The sequence below is a fragment of the Flavobacterium sp. CFS9 genome (assembly GCF_041154745.1).
Taxonomy (GTDB): Bacteria; Bacteroidota; Bacteroidia; order Flavobacteriales; family Flavobacteriaceae; genus Flavobacterium.
Window position 1 is genome coordinate 3,113,910 of sequence record NZ_AP031573.1, and the last position, 18,454, is coordinate 3,132,363.

Genomic DNA, 18,454 nt, shown 5'->3' on the forward strand with positions numbered 1-18,454 from the left:
TAATTTATATAACGTAAATTCATCTTTTTTTTAGTTTTCAGTCTCAGGTTTCGGTCACAGTCTCAGTGTACCTTTTAATGAGTGTTTATTTGGCTGAAAACTAAAACTTCATTCGGTGTCGGGGTAAATTAATTTCATGTCCTTGCGGATAAGGTTCCCGATGTGTCGGACTAACGTCTTCTTTAATCAGGCGCTGTGTTTTAAATTGATCTTTAGCATCCATATAACGCGGATCGGGAATAAAAGGCATTTTAGCCATTTTGGTTATGGTAATGGTTGGAAAATGATAATCGACTTCGACATTTCCTAACAAAAGATAACAGCCGCCGCCCTGAAAAGGATAATTTGCGAGACTGTCCGGAAAATGTGCAGTGTCAAAATAACTTCCCTCATGATCAATCCAGGTGCCAAAATACATGGTTCCTTTTTTGGTTGGAACCTGTTTTCTTGAAATTAGATAAGCGAGCATACGAACTTGTTTTTTATGGCAGGCTGTTAAATCCCGGGCCATAATATCACCACGATATTTGGTTTGTAAAAGATCAAAAACAGTACAGGATACAGGAAAACTTAAGAGTTCAATTTCATCAAAGGCATCTTCGTATAAAGAACGTTCCAGAGTAGGAAGTTTGTATTCTTTTACCGGTTCCTGCAGCAGCCTCAGATTTCTGTTTTCAGGTTTGAAATTGTTCAGAAGTAAACTTGCAACCACTAAGAGCTGATTTTTGGTTTTTCCCGTAAAACGAAAAGCGTCAATAAAGATTAGAATTTTCATGTTTTCAATCCCAATAGGAATTCTGTTGATAAAATCCTCCAAAGAAAGAAAGGGACCTTTTTTCTCCCGCTCCGATACGATTAAATGGGCTGTTTTGGATTCCAGGCTCTGCAAATGCATAAAGCCAAGATAAATGTCTGTACCGTATAGAGTAGTCTGATATTCGCTTTTATTCACGCAGGGGTTGTGAATGCTTCCTCCTGACATACGCGCTTCGTGTACATAAACTTCGGTTCGGTAAAATCCACCCTGATTGTTGATTACCGCCGTCATAAATTCGACAGGATAATAAACTTTCAGAAACAAACTCTGATAGCTTTCCACGGCATAAGAGGCTGAGTGTGCTTTGCAGAATGAATATCCCGCAAAAGATTCAATTTGACGGTAAATCTCCTGACTTAACATTTCCGGATGTCCTTTTTGAGCACAGCAGGCAAAAAAGTTGTCTTTTACTTTCTGCAAAGCTTCCAGGGATCTTCCTTTTCCGGACATCGCCCGACGCAGGATATCACCGTCTGCAGCGGGAAGGCCTCCATAATGCTGTGCTATTTTGATCACATCTTCCTGATACACCATAATGCCGTAAGTTTCGCCAAGCTGTTCCTTAAAAACGTCATGGAAATATTGAAACTGATTGGGGTTATTATGGCGAAAAATATATTCTTTCATCATTCCGGACTGTGCTACACCGGGGCGAATGATAGAAGAAGCGGCTACCAGAATTTTATAATTGTCGCAATTTAGTCGGCGTAATAAACCGCGCATGGCAGGACTTTCGATATAAAAACAGCCAATAGTACGACCCTGCGCCAGATAAACGTTACATAAAGCCTCGTCTTTAGAAATCGAAGTATTGCGAATATCGACTTTTACACCCCTGTTTTTTTCGATGAGTTTTACACTGTCGTCAATATGACCAATACCACGCTGACTTAAAATGTCGAATTTTTCAAAACCGATCTCTTCAGCAATGTGCATGTCGAAAAGCACGATAGGAAAGCCTTTTGGAGGCATTTCTAATGGGGTGTAATTCGTAATAGGTTCTTCGGAAATCAAAATACCACAGGCATGCATACTGCGTTGATTGGGGTATTTTTCGAGCAACATGCCATATTGCTGAACCAATTTTACAATCGAATTGGTGTCGTGCAGCGCCATTGGATTTTTGGCCAGCATGTCCAGTTCTTCTTTCGGAAGACCAAATACTTTTCCAACTTCTCTAAAAATCGATCGGTATTTGAATTCAACATTAACGCCACAGAAAGCCACATGGTCACGACCGTATTTGTTGAAGATATACTCTAAAATTATGTTGCGTTCTTTCCAGCTCCAGTCAATATCAAAATCAGGAGGAGTTTTGCGGTTGAGGTTTAAAAAGCGTTCAAAATATAAATCCAGTTCAATAGGGCAGATATCGGTGATTCCGAGACAATAGGCAATAATGCTGTTGGCACCGCTTCCACGGCCAATATGCATAAAGCCCTGACTGTTGCTGTATTCAATAATGTCCCAGGTAATTAAGAAATAGCCGCTGAACTCTAATTCATCAATAACTTTCAGTTCTTTTTCGACACGTTTTTTGGCTTCCTGATTTTCGCTTTCATAACGGTTTTTGAATCCTTTCCAGGCCAGATCAGTTAGTTTTTCTAAATCTTCCTGACGGCTTTTGGTGTAGAATCTTTTATTTTTAGGAACTTCAAAATCATATTCAAATTTACAGTAATCAATTATTCTCTGAGTATTGCTTATAATTTCAGGGTATTTTTCATAAAAAGGCAAAAGAGATTCCAAAGGCTGCAGAACTTCAGAAGTTTTGCAGTAATCAGCTTCAGTTAGTTTGGATAAAATAATATTAGTATCAATTGCCCGAAGAATTTTATGGAGATTGTATTCCGTTTTAGTTCTAAAAGTGACAGGCTGTAAAACAACCATCTGATCCATTTTATTTTTGTGTTCCGATGTAAGAAGTCTGGAAACTTCTTCAGGACGAATACCGATAAATTCATTTTTGCGAAGTACTTCCGGAGCATTTTCTAAAGTATAAATCACGAAAACGGATTTAAATTCAGGAGCAATTGAAGGCAAAAGTTCTCCGCTGAAATTATGGGCTGTTAAGAAGCGATTCATTTCGCCCAAACCTTCTGCATTTTGTGCCAAACCAATATATCGGAATTGATGACGGCATCGAAATTCCATTCCCACTAAAGGTTTAATTCCTTTTTCCTGACAGGCTCTTATAAAATCATAAATTCCGGTAACCGTATTAATATCTGTAAGTGCCATTGCTTTTAGCCCACAAGAGACGGCCTGGCTCACCAATTCTTTAAGCGGAATTGTGCCATAACGTAATGAATGGAAAGAATGACAATTAAGATACATTATTTGGTACGTTTTAAAATTTCGTCTTTAATATTGGGTTTAAATGAAGCCCCTGCACAGCGCATTACAGCATCATAGCCATAACGGTTTTTTATTCGGTCCATAGCAGCATAGAGTGATAACATTTCCTGGGTATCTTCAAAAAGATCAATTTGATACGTTCCCCGCACAAGTCCGCTAAAGCGAATACCAATCAGGCGAAGTCTCATCCGACGTTGGTAAACCTTATCAAATAGTTCTGTCACATTTTTGGTCAGAATATGATCTGCAGAGGTATAGGCAATTTTAGATTGTTTGGTTTCGGTATCAAAGTTGGCGTAACGTATTTTAACCGTAATCGTCGAGGTCAGCCATTGTTCGGCGCGAAGCTGATAGGCCAGTTTTTCGACCATTCCTAAAAGTATTCTTTTAAGTTTTGCAATATCAATTGTGTCCTGAGAGAAAGTAGTCTCGGTAGATATTGATTTTCTTTCCGTATAAGGTTCAACAGGAGTGTGGTCGATTCCGTGTGCTTTCTTCCAAAGTTCCAATCCATTTTTACCAATCATTTGCTGTAGAACTTCGGCAGGCATTTCGGCCAGCGTCTGAATTTTGCGAACGCCAATTCTGGATAGAAGCTGAAAAGTAACGGCTCCTACCATTGGAATTTTCTGAATTGATAAAGGATTTAAAAAGTCCTGTACATTTTGTTCCGGAATTTCGAGATTTCCTACCGGTTTTCCCTCTCCGGTTGCAATTTTAGAAACCGTTTTATTAATCGATAATGAAAAACTAATAGGCAGTCCGGTTTCTTTCATTACAGATTGGGCCAGCTCATTGGTCCATTTATAACTGCCGTGAAATTTATCCATTCCGGTAATGTCGAGATAAAATTCATCGATACTCGCTTTTTCTAAAACAGGTGCTTTTTCCTGAAGAATTTGTGTAACATCATGCGATAATTGCGAATACAATTCCATATCGCCTTTCATGACTTTTGCATCAGGACAGAGTTTTAATGCCATACGAATTGGCATGGCGGAACGTACTCCAAATTTACGGGCTTCATAAGAACAAGAGGCAACAACACCACGATCACCACCTCCAATAATCAGAGGTAATCCCTTTAATTGTGAGTTGGTTAACCTTTCACAGGATACAAAAAAAGTATCCAGATCCATGTGTACAATTGCCCTTGCCATTTTCTTGTTTTTTGGAATAAACAAAATTAGTACAGATAATAACATTTTTCATATATTTGCTGTTCCAAATTATAACAAATTAATTATGTCCTTATTTTCAGACAACATCAGAGCACTAAGGGTTAAGCATAAAATATCGCAGGAGAAATTAGCTGAAAACCTGAGTATTACAAGAGGAAGATACGTGAAATACGAAGACGGAACTTCGGAAGCACCGTATGATATTTTAAAGAAAATCGCCTTGTATTTTCATACCAGTATCGATTTGTTACTGTCGGTCGATATTCGGAAAATAAACATCGAAAATTTGATAAAACTCGAAGGAAATCGGCTTATTCTGCCTATTCAGGTTGATAATTTTGGAGAGAATTATATCGAAATTGTATCCCAAAGAGCAAAAGCCGGTTATCTGAACGGATACGCTGATCCGGAATATATTGAAAGCCTACAGCAGGTTTCGCTTCCGTTTTTAGGTCCAGGTAAACATCGCGGATTTCCGGTCGAAGGTGATTCGATGCCGCCACATGAAGACGGATCGATTATCATTGGACGTTATGTGGAAAGGCTGGGAGAGGTGATGGACGGTAAAACGTATATCCTGATTACTAAAAATGAAGGAATGGTGTACAAGCGTCTGAACAAGAACAAAAAAAATAGTCTGGTTTTAGAATCGGATAATAGTTTTTATCCCAATTATGAGGTGAAAGCTTCTGATATTCTGGAGATTTGGGAATACGAGTGCAACATTGGCCGTTCGGACAAAAAACAGCAATTATCAGAAACTGAAAGTATGAAAGAACTGCTTCTTCAGGTCAAGAGAGAGGTAATGGAGATTAAGAATAATACTTCGAATACATAAGATTTCAGAATAACGATTAGTGATTTTTGATTTCTGATTTTTTGTTGTTAATGTGTATTTTATATTGCTTTAAATATCTGAAATTAAAAATCGTTAATCAACAATCTTATTTAAGTTCTGAACCCGATTTATAATTGATTAACCGTCTGTCAGTCTGAGCGGAGTCGAAGACCTTTTGTGCCAGAAAGCCCTTCGACTTCGCTCAGGGAGACCATGATCAATTGACATTTTTTTTTCGCCACGAATTCACGAATTATTCTTAATCAAAATTCGTGAATTACTTCGTCCGTTTGCTATCGCTTGGGTCGTGGTGGAAAACCTAAACAAAGTCATTCACGAATTTTATTTAAGTTCTGAACCCGATTTATAATTGATTAACCGTCTGTCAGTCTGAGCGGAGTCGAAGACCTTTTGTGCCAGAGAGCCCTTCGACTCCGCTCAGGGAGACTATTGCTAAAATAAAAATCTAAAAAACCTTCACAAAGCCCAATCCATATTGTTTGCCATTATAAAATGGCATTACCATAGAAGTTGATTTGTTTTCAGAAGATGATTTAAAAAGTTTTTTAGTGATATACGGATTCAGCCAATAGGCAATTTTAGTACTCAAAATCCCAATTCCAGCTCCGGCAGCAACATCTGTTAGCCAATGGCGGTTGTTGTAAATTCTGAAAAGCCCTGTTCCGGTGGCTACGGCATAACCCGCAATTCCGTACCAAATTGATTTGTCTTTGTATTCCTGCCATAAAAACTCTGCTCCGGCAAAAGCAGTTGCCGTATGTCCTGAAGGGAAGGAGTTTTTTGAACTGCCATCTGGCCTCTCTTCATGGGTAATCGATTTTAAACCCAAAACAGTCGAAGCCATAATAACATATGAAGTTACAAAAATGACAGAGCGGTCACGTATATTATTTTTTCCCTCCACACCAAAAGCATTCAGGGCATAAACCGAAGCTGCAGGCGCATATTGCGAGAAATCATCAATTGTGATTTTTTTGTCAATATCCTCCGTAACCTCTTTTTTAATCTGCGAATTGAAACTCAGCAACTGGTCACTTTCAAGCCCAATAACTCCGTAGCCAATTAGTACTCCCGGAATGATTAGTTGCTTGTAATTGAATTTTAATTGATGTGAAGTACTGTCAACTTTCGTGATCGAATCATTTTGCTGTGCCTGGGCACCCAAAAAAACAAATAAAAATACCAGAGAAATCGTTTTGTAAAACATCTTTCGTTATTGTTAAAAGTTGCAATATTAACGTATGTATACATGAAGTATTTTTGCTTTAATCGAACCTTAAGCGAATATTAACCTGCTGGCTTTAAAATAAATAATTGAATTAAGATTGACTAAATATTATACCGTTTTAAGTGATCGCCCTGAGCGAAATTGAAGGACTTTATAATAGAAAAGGTCTTCGACTTCGCTCAGACTGACAAATGTAATAAAATTGAATTTGACTGTCCGCTAAACGGAATAATGATACAGATGAAATAGATTTTCATCGAATATAAATAAAAAAATCCGTTTTCATCGGTTTAAATCAGTGTCATCTGCGTGCCATTTTAAAATTAGTACAAGTAACGGATAGTTATTAAATTGGATTTATTTAAACTTTCAAGGAAAACCAAAAAGTACTTCCCAGTCCTAAATTACTTTCAACACCAATTGTTCCGTTTTGAGCTTCGATAAATTCTTTACTGATGGCGAGCCCCAATCCCGTTCCTGATTTCTGACTTCCGGGAATTTGAAAATATTTATCAAAAACTTTGTCTTTATAACGGGCATCAATTCCTTTTCCTGTATCAATAACCTGAAATGTAATCTGATCGTTTTCTTCTTTTAACCGAATGATAATGGTACTTTTTTCAGACGAGTAGGTGATAGCATTCGATAAATAATTAATCAAAACCCAACCTGTTTTTTCACTGTCGGCTTTTACATTTTGCAGCTGTTCATTGGCTTCCACTACGAGTTTTATTTTCTTTTGCTCTGCCTGAATTTTTACCGCTTCGGTAGCATAATTTACAATGGCGTACGGATTGCTTTTTTCGATGTTTAACTGGATATTCCCAGTCTCTAATTGAGATAAATTAAGCAATTCACCTGTGATCTTCAATAAACGCTGACTGTCTTCTTTGATACTTTCGACCAGTTGTTTCTGATCGTCGTTCATTTCTCCCGTTTTATTATTCTGAAGCAATTGAAGGCTCAGTTTTATAGACGCAATCGGTGTTTTTAATTCGTGTGAAACGGTTGCAATAAAATTAGTTTTTGCAAAATCTAGTTCTTTAAATAAGGTAATATTTCGTAGAATGATAACATCTCCAATATTGATTTCCTTTTCTTCGCCTGTTGGAGTTATGGTAATATTGATGGTTTCTTTATCGAAATAACTTTCTTTTCCATGGGCAAAAATCTTCATCGGCTGTTTTTTCTGAGCATCATTTGCCGGTTCTTTCATAATTAAAGAGCGAATCAAATCATTGGAAACTGCCAAAGCAGAAGCAGATTGACCAATAACCTCTTCGAGTTTCATTCCGATAATTTTCAGAGCTTCATCATTTACAAACAAAATGACACCTTCATGGTCTAAACCAATAATAGGATCGTGCATGTTGTTGATTAAAGTTTCCAGACGTTTTTTCTCAAAGAATAATTTGTACAAATTACTATTGTTGTATTCCTGAAGTTTTTGCGCCATGGTATTAAAGGATTTTGCCAGATCACCATATTCATTGTGATTGGTAAAATGTACCCGTTCGGAATAATTTTTATTGGCAATTTCTTTAATACTCTGGGTCAGTTCCTTAATTGGATTGGCGATATTATTGGGCAGATTAACCAGTAAATTAAAGGCGATCAGAAAGCAGAGCGTGCCTACAATGGCAATCCATAAATTGGCATTTTCGGCGGTATGTTTGGCAATATCGCTTTTTTGTTTGATGGCATCCAGATTGAGTTTCATAATCGAAAAAATATCCTGCCTGATTTGTGCTTTCACCGTTTCGTTAGAACCGTTTTTTTCTAAAAGGGCAAAATCACTTTCGAGTTTGGCAGTGGCTTCTTTTTCTCCGGGTTCTGTAACATTGCGGGTTTGTTTCTCAAGATATTCCTTAAAAATATGAATTGTACTGTCACTATTCACTTTGATTTCATCCAGAGACAAAATCATATTTCTGGAATATTCCAGCGTATTGTAATTTGCTTTCAGAATATTCTCGGTATCTGCTTTTATCAAAAACACAGCGTATCCGCTCACTAATGAGAGTATAATAATCATTAAGAATAACAATCCGACTCCCAGATTCAATTTGGTTTTAATTCTCATATTTTATTTTTTCTAGTAAAAAGTTGGTTGTGAAATGTAAAATGTATTTCACAAAACATCTCATATCTCACATTTTACATAAAACATTTCAGGATAATATAACAAGATCCACATTTGATAAAGACAGACTATTTAACAAGCGTCTGAAAATGGTTGTAGACAAAATTACTTTAAATAAATTTAAATGTGGTTTTCCAATACAAACCGTTGTGATTTGTTTTTCTTCAACAGTCATTAAGATAGCATCTGCGATATTTTTGTTCTCTACTTTAATCACTTCGGCACCCAGCTGTACGGCCAGTTTAAAATTATTAATTAGATAACGCTGTTTGTCTAAAGCAATTTTGGTGCTGCTTTCTTTGGGCGTTTCTACATACAAAACATACCAGGAACCGTTATAATAACTGGCCAGACGTGCTGCTTTTCGGATTACAATTTTGGCTGTTTTATCGTTGCTGCTAATACAGGCCAGTAATTTTTCGTGTCGTAAAGCATGCAGTTGAGGTACTTCATTTTCTACTTTTCGAACAACCTGACTGGCTACTTCTTTCAAAGCCAATTCACGCAATTGTAAAATTTGTTCTGATTTGAAAAAATTAGACAAAGCGGTCTGAATTTTATCTGCCGTATAAATTTTACCTTCTTTCAAACGCGCAATCAAATCTTCAGAGGTTAAATCGATGTTTACGACTTCATCGGCCAATCGCAAAACATTGTCCGGAATGCGTTCCTGAACATCAATATTGGTGATGCGTTTAACGTCTTCATTTAAACTTTCAATATGTTGAATATTTACTGCCGATATCACATTGATTCCGGCTTCCAGAATTTCCAAAACATCCTGCCAGCGTTTTTCATTTTTACTTCCTTCAACGTTGGTATGTGCAAGTTCATCGACAATTACAACTTCGGGTCTAAGATTGATAATCGCCTGTACATCGAGTTCTTCCAGCTCCTTCCCTTTATAGAAAATGGTTCGCCGTGGAATCACAGGCAAACCAGACAAAAGCTCATGCGTTTCTTTTCGCATGTGCGTTTCGATGTAACCAATTTTTACATCAATTCCGTTTCTTAATAACGAATGTGCTTCCTGCAGCATCCGATAGGTTTTACCCACACCGGCACTCATTCCAATGTAGATTTTGAATTTTCCCTTTCGTGATTTCTGGATTAAATCGAGAAAGTGCTGTGCATTATTTTCTTTTTCCATGTTTTTTGCTTTAAGCTTTAAGGAATAAGCTTTAGGCAGCAGCACAAGAGCTTACTGCCTAAAGCCTAAAGCTAAAATGAAATCGCCAGCGAAGTGGTTACAAATGTATTGGTATCCGTTGGAAGATTATTCTTTGTAAATATTTCATCTTTACTGGAAAGATTTCTTGCTTCTATTCTAAACATTACATTGTCAGTTACTAAGTAATCAAAGTTAGCTGAAAATCCGTAAGTTTTAAAGCCATTTGGAGTTTCTGTGGCAATAATTACTCCTTTTTCATCGCTATAATATTCGCCTCGGGCTGCAAGCTGGATTTTATCAGTAGGTTTGTATTGTACGATCAAAATTGGAGAAAACCAGGTGTCGTATTTGTTACTGTTTTTAGCCGACTGTTGTGACCCAATATCAAAACCAGCTGTAATATTGGTTTTATCCGTTACTTTAAATTGTCCGTAGAAATTATTAAAGTAACGCCATTTTTTGTCGATATCCGGTTGCTCATTTCCAACATAAGTGCTCCAGTTTAAAACCACTTTGTCTGTTGGTTTGTAGGTAACCTGAGTTCCAAATGCAGGAGTTTGATTGCCTTCAACTTTTTGGATACGCTGCCAGCCATTCAAATACATACCGGCTAAGTACCATTCTCCGGATTCAGAAGTGTAACCAATTTTAACTCCTGTTTCATAATAAGGAGAGTTTTCAGCCAAAATTCCTCTGGTTAGATTTTGACAATCTTTTCCAATAGCACTTTCAAAACCAAGATGCGAAGGCATAATTCCCGCATCGACCCATAAATTATGAGAAGAAGAAATCTTCACTCCCACATTGGCTTCATATACATTTTTTAGTAAACCCTGTTCGGCTGCCAGGTTGTATTCGGCATAAGTTCCGGCCATCAGCGCAAAATTTCCGCGAACATTCCCTTTGCTGTAGTTTACTTTTGCCAATCCTAAATTGATGTTCATTTCATTACTTTTATTGTAATTGTAAATAAAACCCGGACGAGTATGATTATCCGGTTTTGCGAAATCATAGCTGTAATAAACGTCTACATACCCTGAAAATGTAAAGGGACTTTTAGATTCTTCCTGAGCATGTAAATTGCTAAAACCAAAAGCGATTAGAGCAGTAAGTATTGTTTTTTTCATTTTGTTTCTATTGTGAGGAAACAGTGTCCTCAGGTATTAATTTATTTAGTAGATTTTTTAGGAGCTAATCCCGCTATCCACTGCAATCTTTTGTGTCCTCCGCGGCGGACACAAAAGGATTTCCGTTTCTATCGGGGCTAGGGTATTTGGGGCAAAAAGGGGGGGTATTATAATCGATTTTATATCCTAATAAGTTTCTAAAACCTGTTAGGTATTTTTTAAAATTATTTTCTATTCTGATTTTACGTTCTGTTTGTCATTTCGACGTAAGGAGACTCGAGCGATAGCGAACAGGCGAAGCAAATCTTCGCAAGAAGTTCCGTAATGAATATCAATCTTTGTCAAATCTGACAGGTTTTTGAAACCTGTCAGATTTAAAAATGTATTATTTCAATTGATCAAGGGCAATGTTCAGTTCCAGAACATTAACCGTTGCCGGTCCTACAACAGCGGTATTGATTTTAGATTCTACCAAAGCTTTCACGTTAGCCTCGTCTAGTTTTCTTTCTTTGGCAATACGTTTTACCTGAATTAAAGCACCTTGGGGAGAGATATTCGGGTCTAAACCGCTTCCTGAAGCTGTTACCATATCGGCAGGGATCTCAGATTTTTTCAGGTAAGGATGAACGATTAGGAAAGTATCTACTCTTTTTTGAACCAAAGCCAGATATTCGGCATTGCTTGGTCCTTTATTGCTTCCCGCACTTCCCGCAGCATTATAATCTACAGCCGAAGGTCTTCCCCAGAAATAATTGGATTTATCGAATTTCTGACCAATTTTTTGGTATCCTACAACTTTTCCGTTAACCGAAATGGTTTCTCCTTTTCCTTGATTTGGAGCAAACTGTGCAATTCCGTAGATGGCCAGAGGATAAATAACGGCAAACAGAATTACGGTAATCAGTGTAAGTTTTAATAGTGAAAGTATATTTTTCATTTTTTTTATTTTTTGAGTTTCTGAGACGCTAAGTCTCTAAGATGCTAAGGGAAAACTCAGAATCTTAGCAGCTTAGTTCCTTAGTAACTTCATGTTTACATAAATAGAGCAACAACTATATCAATTAACTTAATTCCGATAAAAGGCACAAGCAGTCCGCCTAAACCATAGATCAATAAGTTTCTTTTTAAGATCGCACTTGCTCCGATTGGTTTATAATCAACACCTCTTAAGGCTAATGGAATCAATATAGGAATAATCACCGCGTTAAAAATTACAGCCGATAAAATGGCACTTTCCGGACTGTGCAGACGCATGATATTTAAACCTTCCAAAGCCGGGATTGCCGTGATGAAAAGGGCAGGGACAATAGCAAAATATTTCGCTACGTCATTGGCAATAGAGAAAGTGGTTAAAGTTCCTCGGGTCATTAATAACTGCTTACCAATTTCGATAATCTCGATTAATTTTGTTGGATCGTTATCAAGATCCACCATGTTTCCGGCTTCTTTAGCGGCCTGGGTTCCACTGTTCATGGCAACACCTACGTTAGCTTGTGCAAGAGCAGGAGCATCATTAGTTCCGTCACCCATCATGGCTACCAGTTTACCCAGATTTTGCTCGTTTTTAATGTAGTTCATTTTGTCCTCAGGTTTTGCTTCGGCGATGAAATCATCAACACCGGCAGCCTCGGCAATAAACTTCGCAGTAAGCGGATTATCTCCGGTTACCATCACCGTTTTAACTCCCATTTTTCTCAAACGGTCAAAACGTTCTTTCATTCCCGTTTTAATAATATCCTGTAATTCGATTACACCTTGTACCTCATTGTTCTTAATTACAACTAATGGCGTTCCTCCTTTAGAAGAAATATCAATAACCTTTTGAGCAATATCTTCCGGGAAAGAGTTTCCAGCCTGAAGTGCTATGTTTTTTGCAGCATCCTGAGCTCCTTTTCTAATATTGGTTCCGTCTTTTAAAACAACTCCGGAAGTTCGGGTTTCTGCGGTAAATTTGATTAAAGTAGCACCTTCAATAGATAATTTACTGGCAATATCTGCTCCTGCCAATTCTACGATACTTTTCCCTTCCGGAGTGTCATCTGCCAATGAACTTAGCACGGCCGATTTTATAAAGTCTTCCTGAGTAACTCCTTTTGCAGGATAAAAATTAGTTGCTTTTCTGTTTCCAATGGTGATGGTTCCGGTTTTATCTAAAAGTAAAACGTCAATATCTCCGGCAGTTTCAACTGCTTTTCCTGATTTTGTAATAACGTTAGCACGCAACGCTCTGTCCATACCCGCGATACCAATAGCTGAAAGCAGACCTCCAATTGTCGTTGGAATTAAACATACAAATAAAGAGATGAAAGCTGCAATCGTGATGGGTGCATTTGCATAGTCGGCAAACGGTTTTAGCGTAACGCACACAATCACGAAGATTAAAGTAAATGCAGCTAATAAAATGGTTAATGCAATTTCGTTTGGTGTTTTCTGACGGCTTGCACCTTCAACCAAAGCAATCATTTTGTCCAGGAAGCTTTCACCCGGTTCAGACGTTACAATTACTTTGATTTTGTCTGATAATACTTTTGTTCCGCCGGTTACAGAGGATTTATCACCTCCGGCTTCTCTAATTACAGGGGCACTTTCTCCGGTAATGGCACTTTCGTCAATGGTAGCCAATCCTTCGATAATTTCACCGTCAGTGGCAATTAAATCGCCTGATTCACAAATGAAGACGTCTCCTTTTTTCAATTCAGAAGAACTGATATTTTTGATTTCTCCGTTAGGTAAAATTTGTCTGGCCGGAGTTTCCTCACGTGTTTTTCTTAAACTGTCGGCTTGTGCTTTTCCTCTGGCTTCGGCAATTGCCTCAGCAAAATTAGCAAACAAAAGTGTAGCCAGTAAAATTAAAAATACAATTAAGTTGTAAATGAAACTACCCTGATCTGCAGCTCCCATTAAAATGGAAACACAAACAGCAAACATAATGGCGGTTCCTATTTCCACGGTAAACATTACCGGATTTTTGATCATCAATTTTGGATTAAGCTTTACAAAAGACTGCACTAAGGCTTCTTTTACCTGCTTACTTTCAAACAATGAAGTGGATTTATTATGAGTCATTTTTCTTTGTGTAAAATGTTATTTGTGAAATGTTATCTGTGAGATGTTATTTGTGAGATGTAAGATGATAATTGTGAATACGATTTCATTTCACACCTCACATTTTACATTTTTCACATTGTAAAGTATTCTGCCAATGGACCTAAAGCCAATGCCGGGAAGAAAGATAATGCGGCGATAATTGCGATTACGGCAAAAACCATTATTCCAAAAATTGTAGTATCCGTTTTTAAAGTTCCTGCACTTTCAGGGATGTATTTTTTACCTGCCAGTAAACCTGCGATAGATAATGGGCCAACGATTGGAATAAAACGGCTTAACAATAAAACAATACCTGTAGTGATATTCCAAAACGGATTATTATCTCCTAAACCTTCAAAACCAGAACCGTTGTTGGCTGCACTTGAAGTATACTCGTATAACATTTCCGAGAATCCGTGATTTCCGGGGTTGTTAAGCCATCCTGTTGCATTTCCGCTGAACCACCATCCCATTGCCGTATCATTTGCCGCAAAATAAGAAGCTAAAGCTGTTCCGGATAAGATCAATAATGGGTGAAGAATAGCAATAAAAGCAGCAATCTTAACTTCACGGGCTTCGATTTTCTTCCCTAAAAATTCAGGTGTTCGTCCTACCATTAATCCCGAAATAAATACAGCAAGAATAATGAAGATATAGAAGTTCAGAATACCAACACCGCAACCTCCATAGAATGCATTTACCATCATGGCAAGCAATTCCATAGCTCCTGAAACCGGCATTGAACTATCGTGCATACTATTTACAGAACCTGTAGAAATTACCGTTGTAGCAATGCTCCAGAAACCTGAAATAGCTGGCCCAAGACGAGCTTCTTTTCCTTCCATAGCTCCGGTTGCCTGTGAGATTCCCATTTTTTGGATGGCAGGATTCCCATTCATTTCGCTGATAACTGTTGGGATAACCAGTAACAGGAATCCAACTGTCATTACGCCAAAAATCACATAAGATAATTTTCTTTTTTTCAGATAGTAACCCAGAGCGAAAATCATAGCAAAAGGAACAATCAATTGCGCCCATAATTCAACCGCATTACTAAAATAAGTTGGGTTTTCTAATGGATGTGCCGAATTGGCTCCAAAAAAACCACCACCATTTGTACCGATATGTTTGATAGCAATAAAGGCAGCAGCAGGTCCACGGGAAACTTCTACATGATCACCTTGTAAAGTTGTAATAGCGTCCTTTCCTTCAAAAGTCATAGGAGTTCCGTTAAATAATAGAGCAACGGCTACAATAGCAGAAAGTGGTAATAAAATACGTGTACAGCTTTTAACAAAATAATTGTAAAAGTTACCCAGTTTTTCGGTTGTTCTCTCCTTCATTGCAGTGAAAACCATTGCAGCAGCAGCCAATCCCACACCGGCAGAAACAAACTGAAGGAACATCAGTACCATTTGAGACAGATAAGAAACACCGCTTTCTCCGGAATAATGCTGTAAATTACAATTGACAACAAATGAAATGGCAGTATTAAAAGCCAGATCCGGACTCATCGAGGGGTTGTTATCAGGATTTAAAAACAATGATCCCTGGAACAATAAAACAAAAAAGCAAAGAAAGAACCAAATCATGTTAATACCTAAAAGAGCTTTTAAGTGTTGCTTCCAGTTCATTTCTTCAGTGGAATTGATACCACTGATTTTAAAGATAATTTTTTCAATTGGATTGAAAATCGGGTCAAAAAGTGTTTTGTCACCCAAATAAACTTTAGCAATATATTTTCCTATTGGAATGGCTAAAACTATTGTGATGATAAAAATACCAATGACACCTAATAATTCTGTATTCATATTTTGTTTGTTAGAAATTAAATTAAAGTTTAAGCTTTTACAGATACATGATTAGTATGATAAAGGCTAATGTCCAAGCCATGTAAACGGATACCAGAAATATTTTTTTGGATTGTGACTTTTTCATGTTTTTAAAATTTAGTGAAATGTTAGAGGTAATTTGTAAAAGGAGATCGACGTATAACATCTTACATCTCACTTATAACTTGTAACATCATTAAAACTTTTCAGGTTTGATTAATACGTAAACCAAATAGCCAAAAACGGCGATCGAAATAATAAATAGTGCTGTCATGATTTAAATTTTTTCAAAAAATTCAACTGATTTAAAACAGATGCCAAAGAGCAGGGCACCCAGTGCAAGTAAAAGAAAGGTGATTAACATAGATTATTGGATTATTAGATTGTTGGATTATTAGATTTGTTATTTGTGAAATGTTAGTTGCGAGTATGATTTCATTTTATATTTCACCTTCTACATTTTACATCTCACCTTTTACAATTTACATTTTACTGAAATCAGACTCCTGAAGTATTAATTTGTCTGATATATTCTGCTTTAAGCGTTTGCGGAAAAAGATGTGAGATATTGCAGTGACGCATTTCCATAAAAGAAGAAACAGAGAAAACATACACATTTGAAATGGCGTTTTTAGTTTCTATACTTCCGGTGATGAATAGGCGTTCAGCAAGAGCCAGACATTTTTTTGCCCGAACAATATTGCCGGATATGATTGATTTTTTAGTGATTTCAGCAAAGCGTTCTGCTTGTTTGTAGATTGAAGTGACTTGATTTTTCATCAGAATGAATTTTTGTGTTCTTCCCTCTTATGCCAAAAGTCAGACCTAAATTGTAAAATAAGAGGTAAGGCGTTGCTGATAAACGAATTGCAGGTTTGTGCCAAAAAACGGGCATAAAAAAAGCCTATCAAAATGATAAGCTTTTATTGAAATGATAAGGTAGTTTTAAGTTGCTTGTGAATTGTGAGATGTAAAATGTAGAAGGTAAAATGTAAAAAGTAAAAAGTCAGAATTTCACATTTCACATCTGACATCTCACAAATTACATTTCACAAATTACAAATTAATGGATCCCATACTCGTCTAATTTTCGGTACAAAGTTGCAATGCCAATTTCGAGTAAACGGGCAGTTTCTGCCTTATTGCCTTTCGTATAATTTAAAACCTTCTGAATGTGCAGTTTTTCAATACTCTGCATCGAAAAGGCCGACATTTGTTTAGCATTTTTCTCTGTTTCCTGCTGCATTTCGTAAGGTAAAACATCTGAAGTAAGGGTGTCGTCACTGCTTAGAATAACCGACCTTTCGATAATGTTTTTAAGTTCACGAATATTTCCCGGCCAGGAATAATGTTCTAATTTTTGGATAAAATCATCACTTATTTGTAGTGTCTTTTTATTTGTTTTCTCAGAGAATTGTTTAACAAAAGTATGTGTTAAAAGCGCGATGTCTTTTACCCTTTCGCGCAAAGGTGGAAGTGTAATCTCAAAAATATTCAGACGGAAATACAAATCTGAACGAAAACGGTGTTCTTCGCTTTCTACTTTTAAATCTCTGTTTGTTGCGGCAATCAGTCTGAAATTTGATTTTTTTGGTGTGGTCTCTCCAAGCGGAATGTACTCGCTGGTTTCTAAAACACGCAATAATTTGGCTTGTAGTTCAATAGGCATTTCCCCAATCTCATCCAGAAATAAAGTGCCGCCATTGGCCTCCTCAATAAAACCTTTTTTATCTTTTAAAGCTCCGGTAAAAGCACCTTGTTTATGTCCGAAGAGTTCACTTTCCAAAATTTCTTTACCGAAAGTACTGCAGTTTAGAGCCACAAAAGATTTGCCTGCACGATTACTGTTTTCGTGGATTGCCTGTGCAAAAACCTCTTTCCCGGTACCGGTTTCTCCCGTTAGCAAAACAGTCGAGTCCGTTTTGGCTACTTTTTGGGCTAAATCGATAACCTGCTCAATGCCCTTTGATTTTCCTATGATGGTACTGAAAGAATATTTATCTCCAATACGTTTTTCAAGCTGTTTTACCTTTTTTTGCAAATGGACTTTTTCGACAGCTTTATAGAGTAGTGGAATAATTTTATCATTATCGTCACCCTTTACAATATAATCGAAAGCACCATTTTTCATGGCCTGAACACCATCCGGAATATTCCCGAAAGCGGTAAGTAAAATCACTTCGATTAAAGGAAAGCTGTTTTTTATATTTTGCAAAAAGTCAACGCCATTTCCGTCAGGTAATTTTACATCACATAAAACGACATCAATATCGGTTTGTTCAAGTTTTTTGAAACCCGATTTTAAATCTTTGGCTTCAATCACTTCAAATCCTTCCGATTTGATAATGCGGGCCAGAAGACTTCTTAGTTTTTCTTCGTCGTCTATAATTAAAATTTTATGTGTCATTTGGGGATATTGTTAAGGAGGGAAGTTAATTTCGAGATACAAATTTACTCTTTAAATCTTTTGACTTATGGATTACGAAATAAATTTCAGGAAAAAAAACTGAGGTATAAGTTCGGGTTTAAAAAAAAGAAAGCCTCCTGTTTTTTCCTGAATTTGTTCCAGCGGAGCAAAATGTTTATAGCAAATGTAGTTGCCCGACAGATTCTTAAAAATTGTATTTACCAGTGTTCTGTTCTTGCAAAAG

The 18,454-nt window shown here is 37.1% G+C and carries 13 protein-coding genes; 1 reads left to right on the forward strand and 12 read right to left on the reverse strand.

Annotated elements, in window-relative coordinates:
• Positions 1-100: 100 nt before the first annotated feature.
• Both ACAM30_RS13385 and dinB read right to left on the reverse strand, forming a co-directional pair.
• Positions 101-3,154: a DNA polymerase III subunit alpha gene (locus ACAM30_RS13385; protein WP_369615117.1), complete on the reverse strand. Its 3,054-nt coding sequence runs from the start codon at positions 3,152-3,154 to the stop codon at positions 101-103.
• Entirely contained in the window at positions 3,154-4,335 is a 1,182-nt protein-coding gene (dinB, locus tag ACAM30_RS13390; protein ID WP_369615118.1) for a DNA polymerase IV, read from the reverse strand. The genes ACAM30_RS13385 and dinB overlap by 1 nt, the downstream gene beginning before the upstream one ends.
• 85 nt (positions 4,336-4,420) lie before the next feature.
• On the opposite strand from dinB, the gene ACAM30_RS13395 reads away from it, so the two are divergent.
• Positions 4,421-5,194, forward strand: a complete 774-nt coding sequence (locus tag ACAM30_RS13395; RefSeq protein ID WP_026110019.1) for a LexA family transcriptional regulator — start codon at positions 4,421-4,423, stop codon at positions 5,192-5,194.
• Positions 5,195-5,660: 466 nt separating this feature from the next.
• Here the strand turns inward: ACAM30_RS13395 and ACAM30_RS13400 are convergent, their stop codons facing one another.
• The 10 genes from ACAM30_RS13400 to ACAM30_RS13445 form a co-directional block, all read right to left on the reverse strand.
• The gene (locus tag ACAM30_RS13400) at positions 5,661-6,422 is read right to left on the reverse strand and encodes a phosphatase PAP2 family protein (protein WP_369615119.1); all 762 of its coding nucleotides are present in this window, start codon (positions 6,420-6,422) and stop codon (positions 5,661-5,663) included.
• A 382-nt stretch (positions 6,423-6,804) separates the two neighbouring features.
• Positions 6,805-8,526: an ATP-binding protein gene (locus ACAM30_RS13405; protein ID WP_369615120.1), complete on the reverse strand. Its 1,722-nt coding sequence runs from the start codon at positions 8,524-8,526 to the stop codon at positions 6,805-6,807.
• Between the two features lie 88 nt (positions 8,527-8,614).
• Complete coding sequence (locus tag ACAM30_RS13410; protein WP_369615121.1) at positions 8,615-9,736, reverse strand: sensor protein KdpD; 1,122 nt, start codon at positions 9,734-9,736, stop codon at positions 8,615-8,617.
• Positions 9,737-9,807: 71 nt separating this feature from the next.
• Entirely contained in the window at positions 9,808-10,884 is a 1,077-nt protein-coding gene (locus ACAM30_RS13415) for a porin (RefSeq protein WP_369615122.1), read from the reverse strand.
• A 385-nt stretch (positions 10,885-11,269) separates the two neighbouring features.
• Positions 11,270-11,821, reverse strand: a complete 552-nt coding sequence (locus tag ACAM30_RS13420; RefSeq protein WP_369615123.1) for a K(+)-transporting ATPase subunit C — start codon at positions 11,819-11,821, stop codon at positions 11,270-11,272.
• Positions 11,822-11,916: 95 nt separating this feature from the next.
• Positions 11,917-13,950: a potassium-transporting ATPase subunit KdpB gene (kdpB, locus tag ACAM30_RS13425; RefSeq protein ID WP_369615124.1), complete on the reverse strand. Its 2,034-nt coding sequence runs from the start codon at positions 13,948-13,950 to the stop codon at positions 11,917-11,919.
• 113 nt (positions 13,951-14,063) lie between these two features.
• Positions 14,064-15,782 carry a potassium-transporting ATPase subunit KdpA gene (gene kdpA, locus ACAM30_RS13430; RefSeq protein ID WP_369615125.1) on the reverse strand — a complete coding sequence of 573 codons (1,719 nt, stop codon included), beginning with the start codon at positions 15,780-15,782 and terminating at the stop codon, positions 14,064-14,066.
• 217 nt (positions 15,783-15,999) lie between these two features.
• Positions 16,000-16,077 (reverse strand): K(+)-transporting ATPase subunit F, encoded by a 78-nt coding sequence (kdpF, locus tag ACAM30_RS13435; protein ID WP_072975519.1) that lies wholly within the window; start codon positions 16,075-16,077, stop codon positions 16,000-16,002.
• 224 nt (positions 16,078-16,301) lie between these two features.
• Positions 16,302-16,583, reverse strand: a complete 282-nt coding sequence (locus ACAM30_RS13440) for a hypothetical protein (protein WP_369615126.1) — start codon at positions 16,581-16,583, stop codon at positions 16,302-16,304.
• A gap of 283 nt (positions 16,584-16,866) precedes the next feature.
• Positions 16,867-18,210 carry a sigma-54-dependent transcriptional regulator gene (locus ACAM30_RS13445; RefSeq protein WP_369615127.1) on the reverse strand — a complete coding sequence of 448 codons (1,344 nt, stop codon included), beginning with the start codon at positions 18,208-18,210 and terminating at the stop codon, positions 16,867-16,869.
• Between the last annotated feature and the right edge of the window lie 244 nt (positions 18,211-18,454).

Coding starts and splice junctions, on each gene's coding strand:
- ACAM30_RS13385 (WP_369615117.1), bottom strand. CDS start 3,154: ATGTATCTTAATTGTCATTCTTTCCATTCATTACGTTATGGCACAATT.
- dinB (WP_369615118.1), bottom strand. CDS start 4,335: ATGGCAAGGGCAATTGTACACATGGATCTGGATACTTTTTTTGTATCC.
- ACAM30_RS13395 (WP_026110019.1), top strand. CDS start 4,421: ATGTCCTTATTTTCAGACAACATCAGAGCACTAAGGGTTAAGCATAAA.
- ACAM30_RS13400 (WP_369615119.1), bottom strand. CDS start 6,422: ATGTTTTACAAAACGATTTCTCTGGTATTTTTATTTGTTTTTTTGGGT.
- ACAM30_RS13405 (WP_369615120.1), bottom strand. CDS start 8,526: ATGAGAATTAAAACCAAATTGAATCTGGGAGTCGGATTGTTATTCTTA.
- ACAM30_RS13410 (WP_369615121.1), bottom strand. CDS start 9,736: ATGGAAAAAGAAAATAATGCACAGCACTTTCTCGATTTAATCCAGAAA.
- ACAM30_RS13415 (WP_369615122.1), bottom strand. CDS start 10,884: ATGAAAAAAACAATACTTACTGCTCTAATCGCTTTTGGTTTTAGCAAT.
- ACAM30_RS13420 (WP_369615123.1), bottom strand. CDS start 11,821: ATGAAAAATATACTTTCACTATTAAAACTTACACTGATTACCGTAATT.
- kdpB (WP_369615124.1), bottom strand. CDS start 13,950: ATGACTCATAATAAATCCACTTCATTGTTTGAAAGTAAGCAGGTAAAA.
- kdpA (WP_369615125.1), bottom strand. CDS start 15,782: ATGAATACAGAATTATTAGGTGTCATTGGTATTTTTATCATCACAATA.
- kdpF (WP_072975519.1), bottom strand. CDS start 16,077: ATGACAGCACTATTTATTATTTCGATCGCCGTTTTTGGCTATTTGGTT.
- ACAM30_RS13440 (WP_369615126.1), bottom strand. CDS start 16,583: ATGAAAAATCAAGTCACTTCAATCTACAAACAAGCAGAACGCTTTGCT.
- ACAM30_RS13445 (WP_369615127.1), bottom strand. CDS start 18,210: ATGACACATAAAATTTTAATTATAGACGACGAAGAAAAACTAAGAAGT.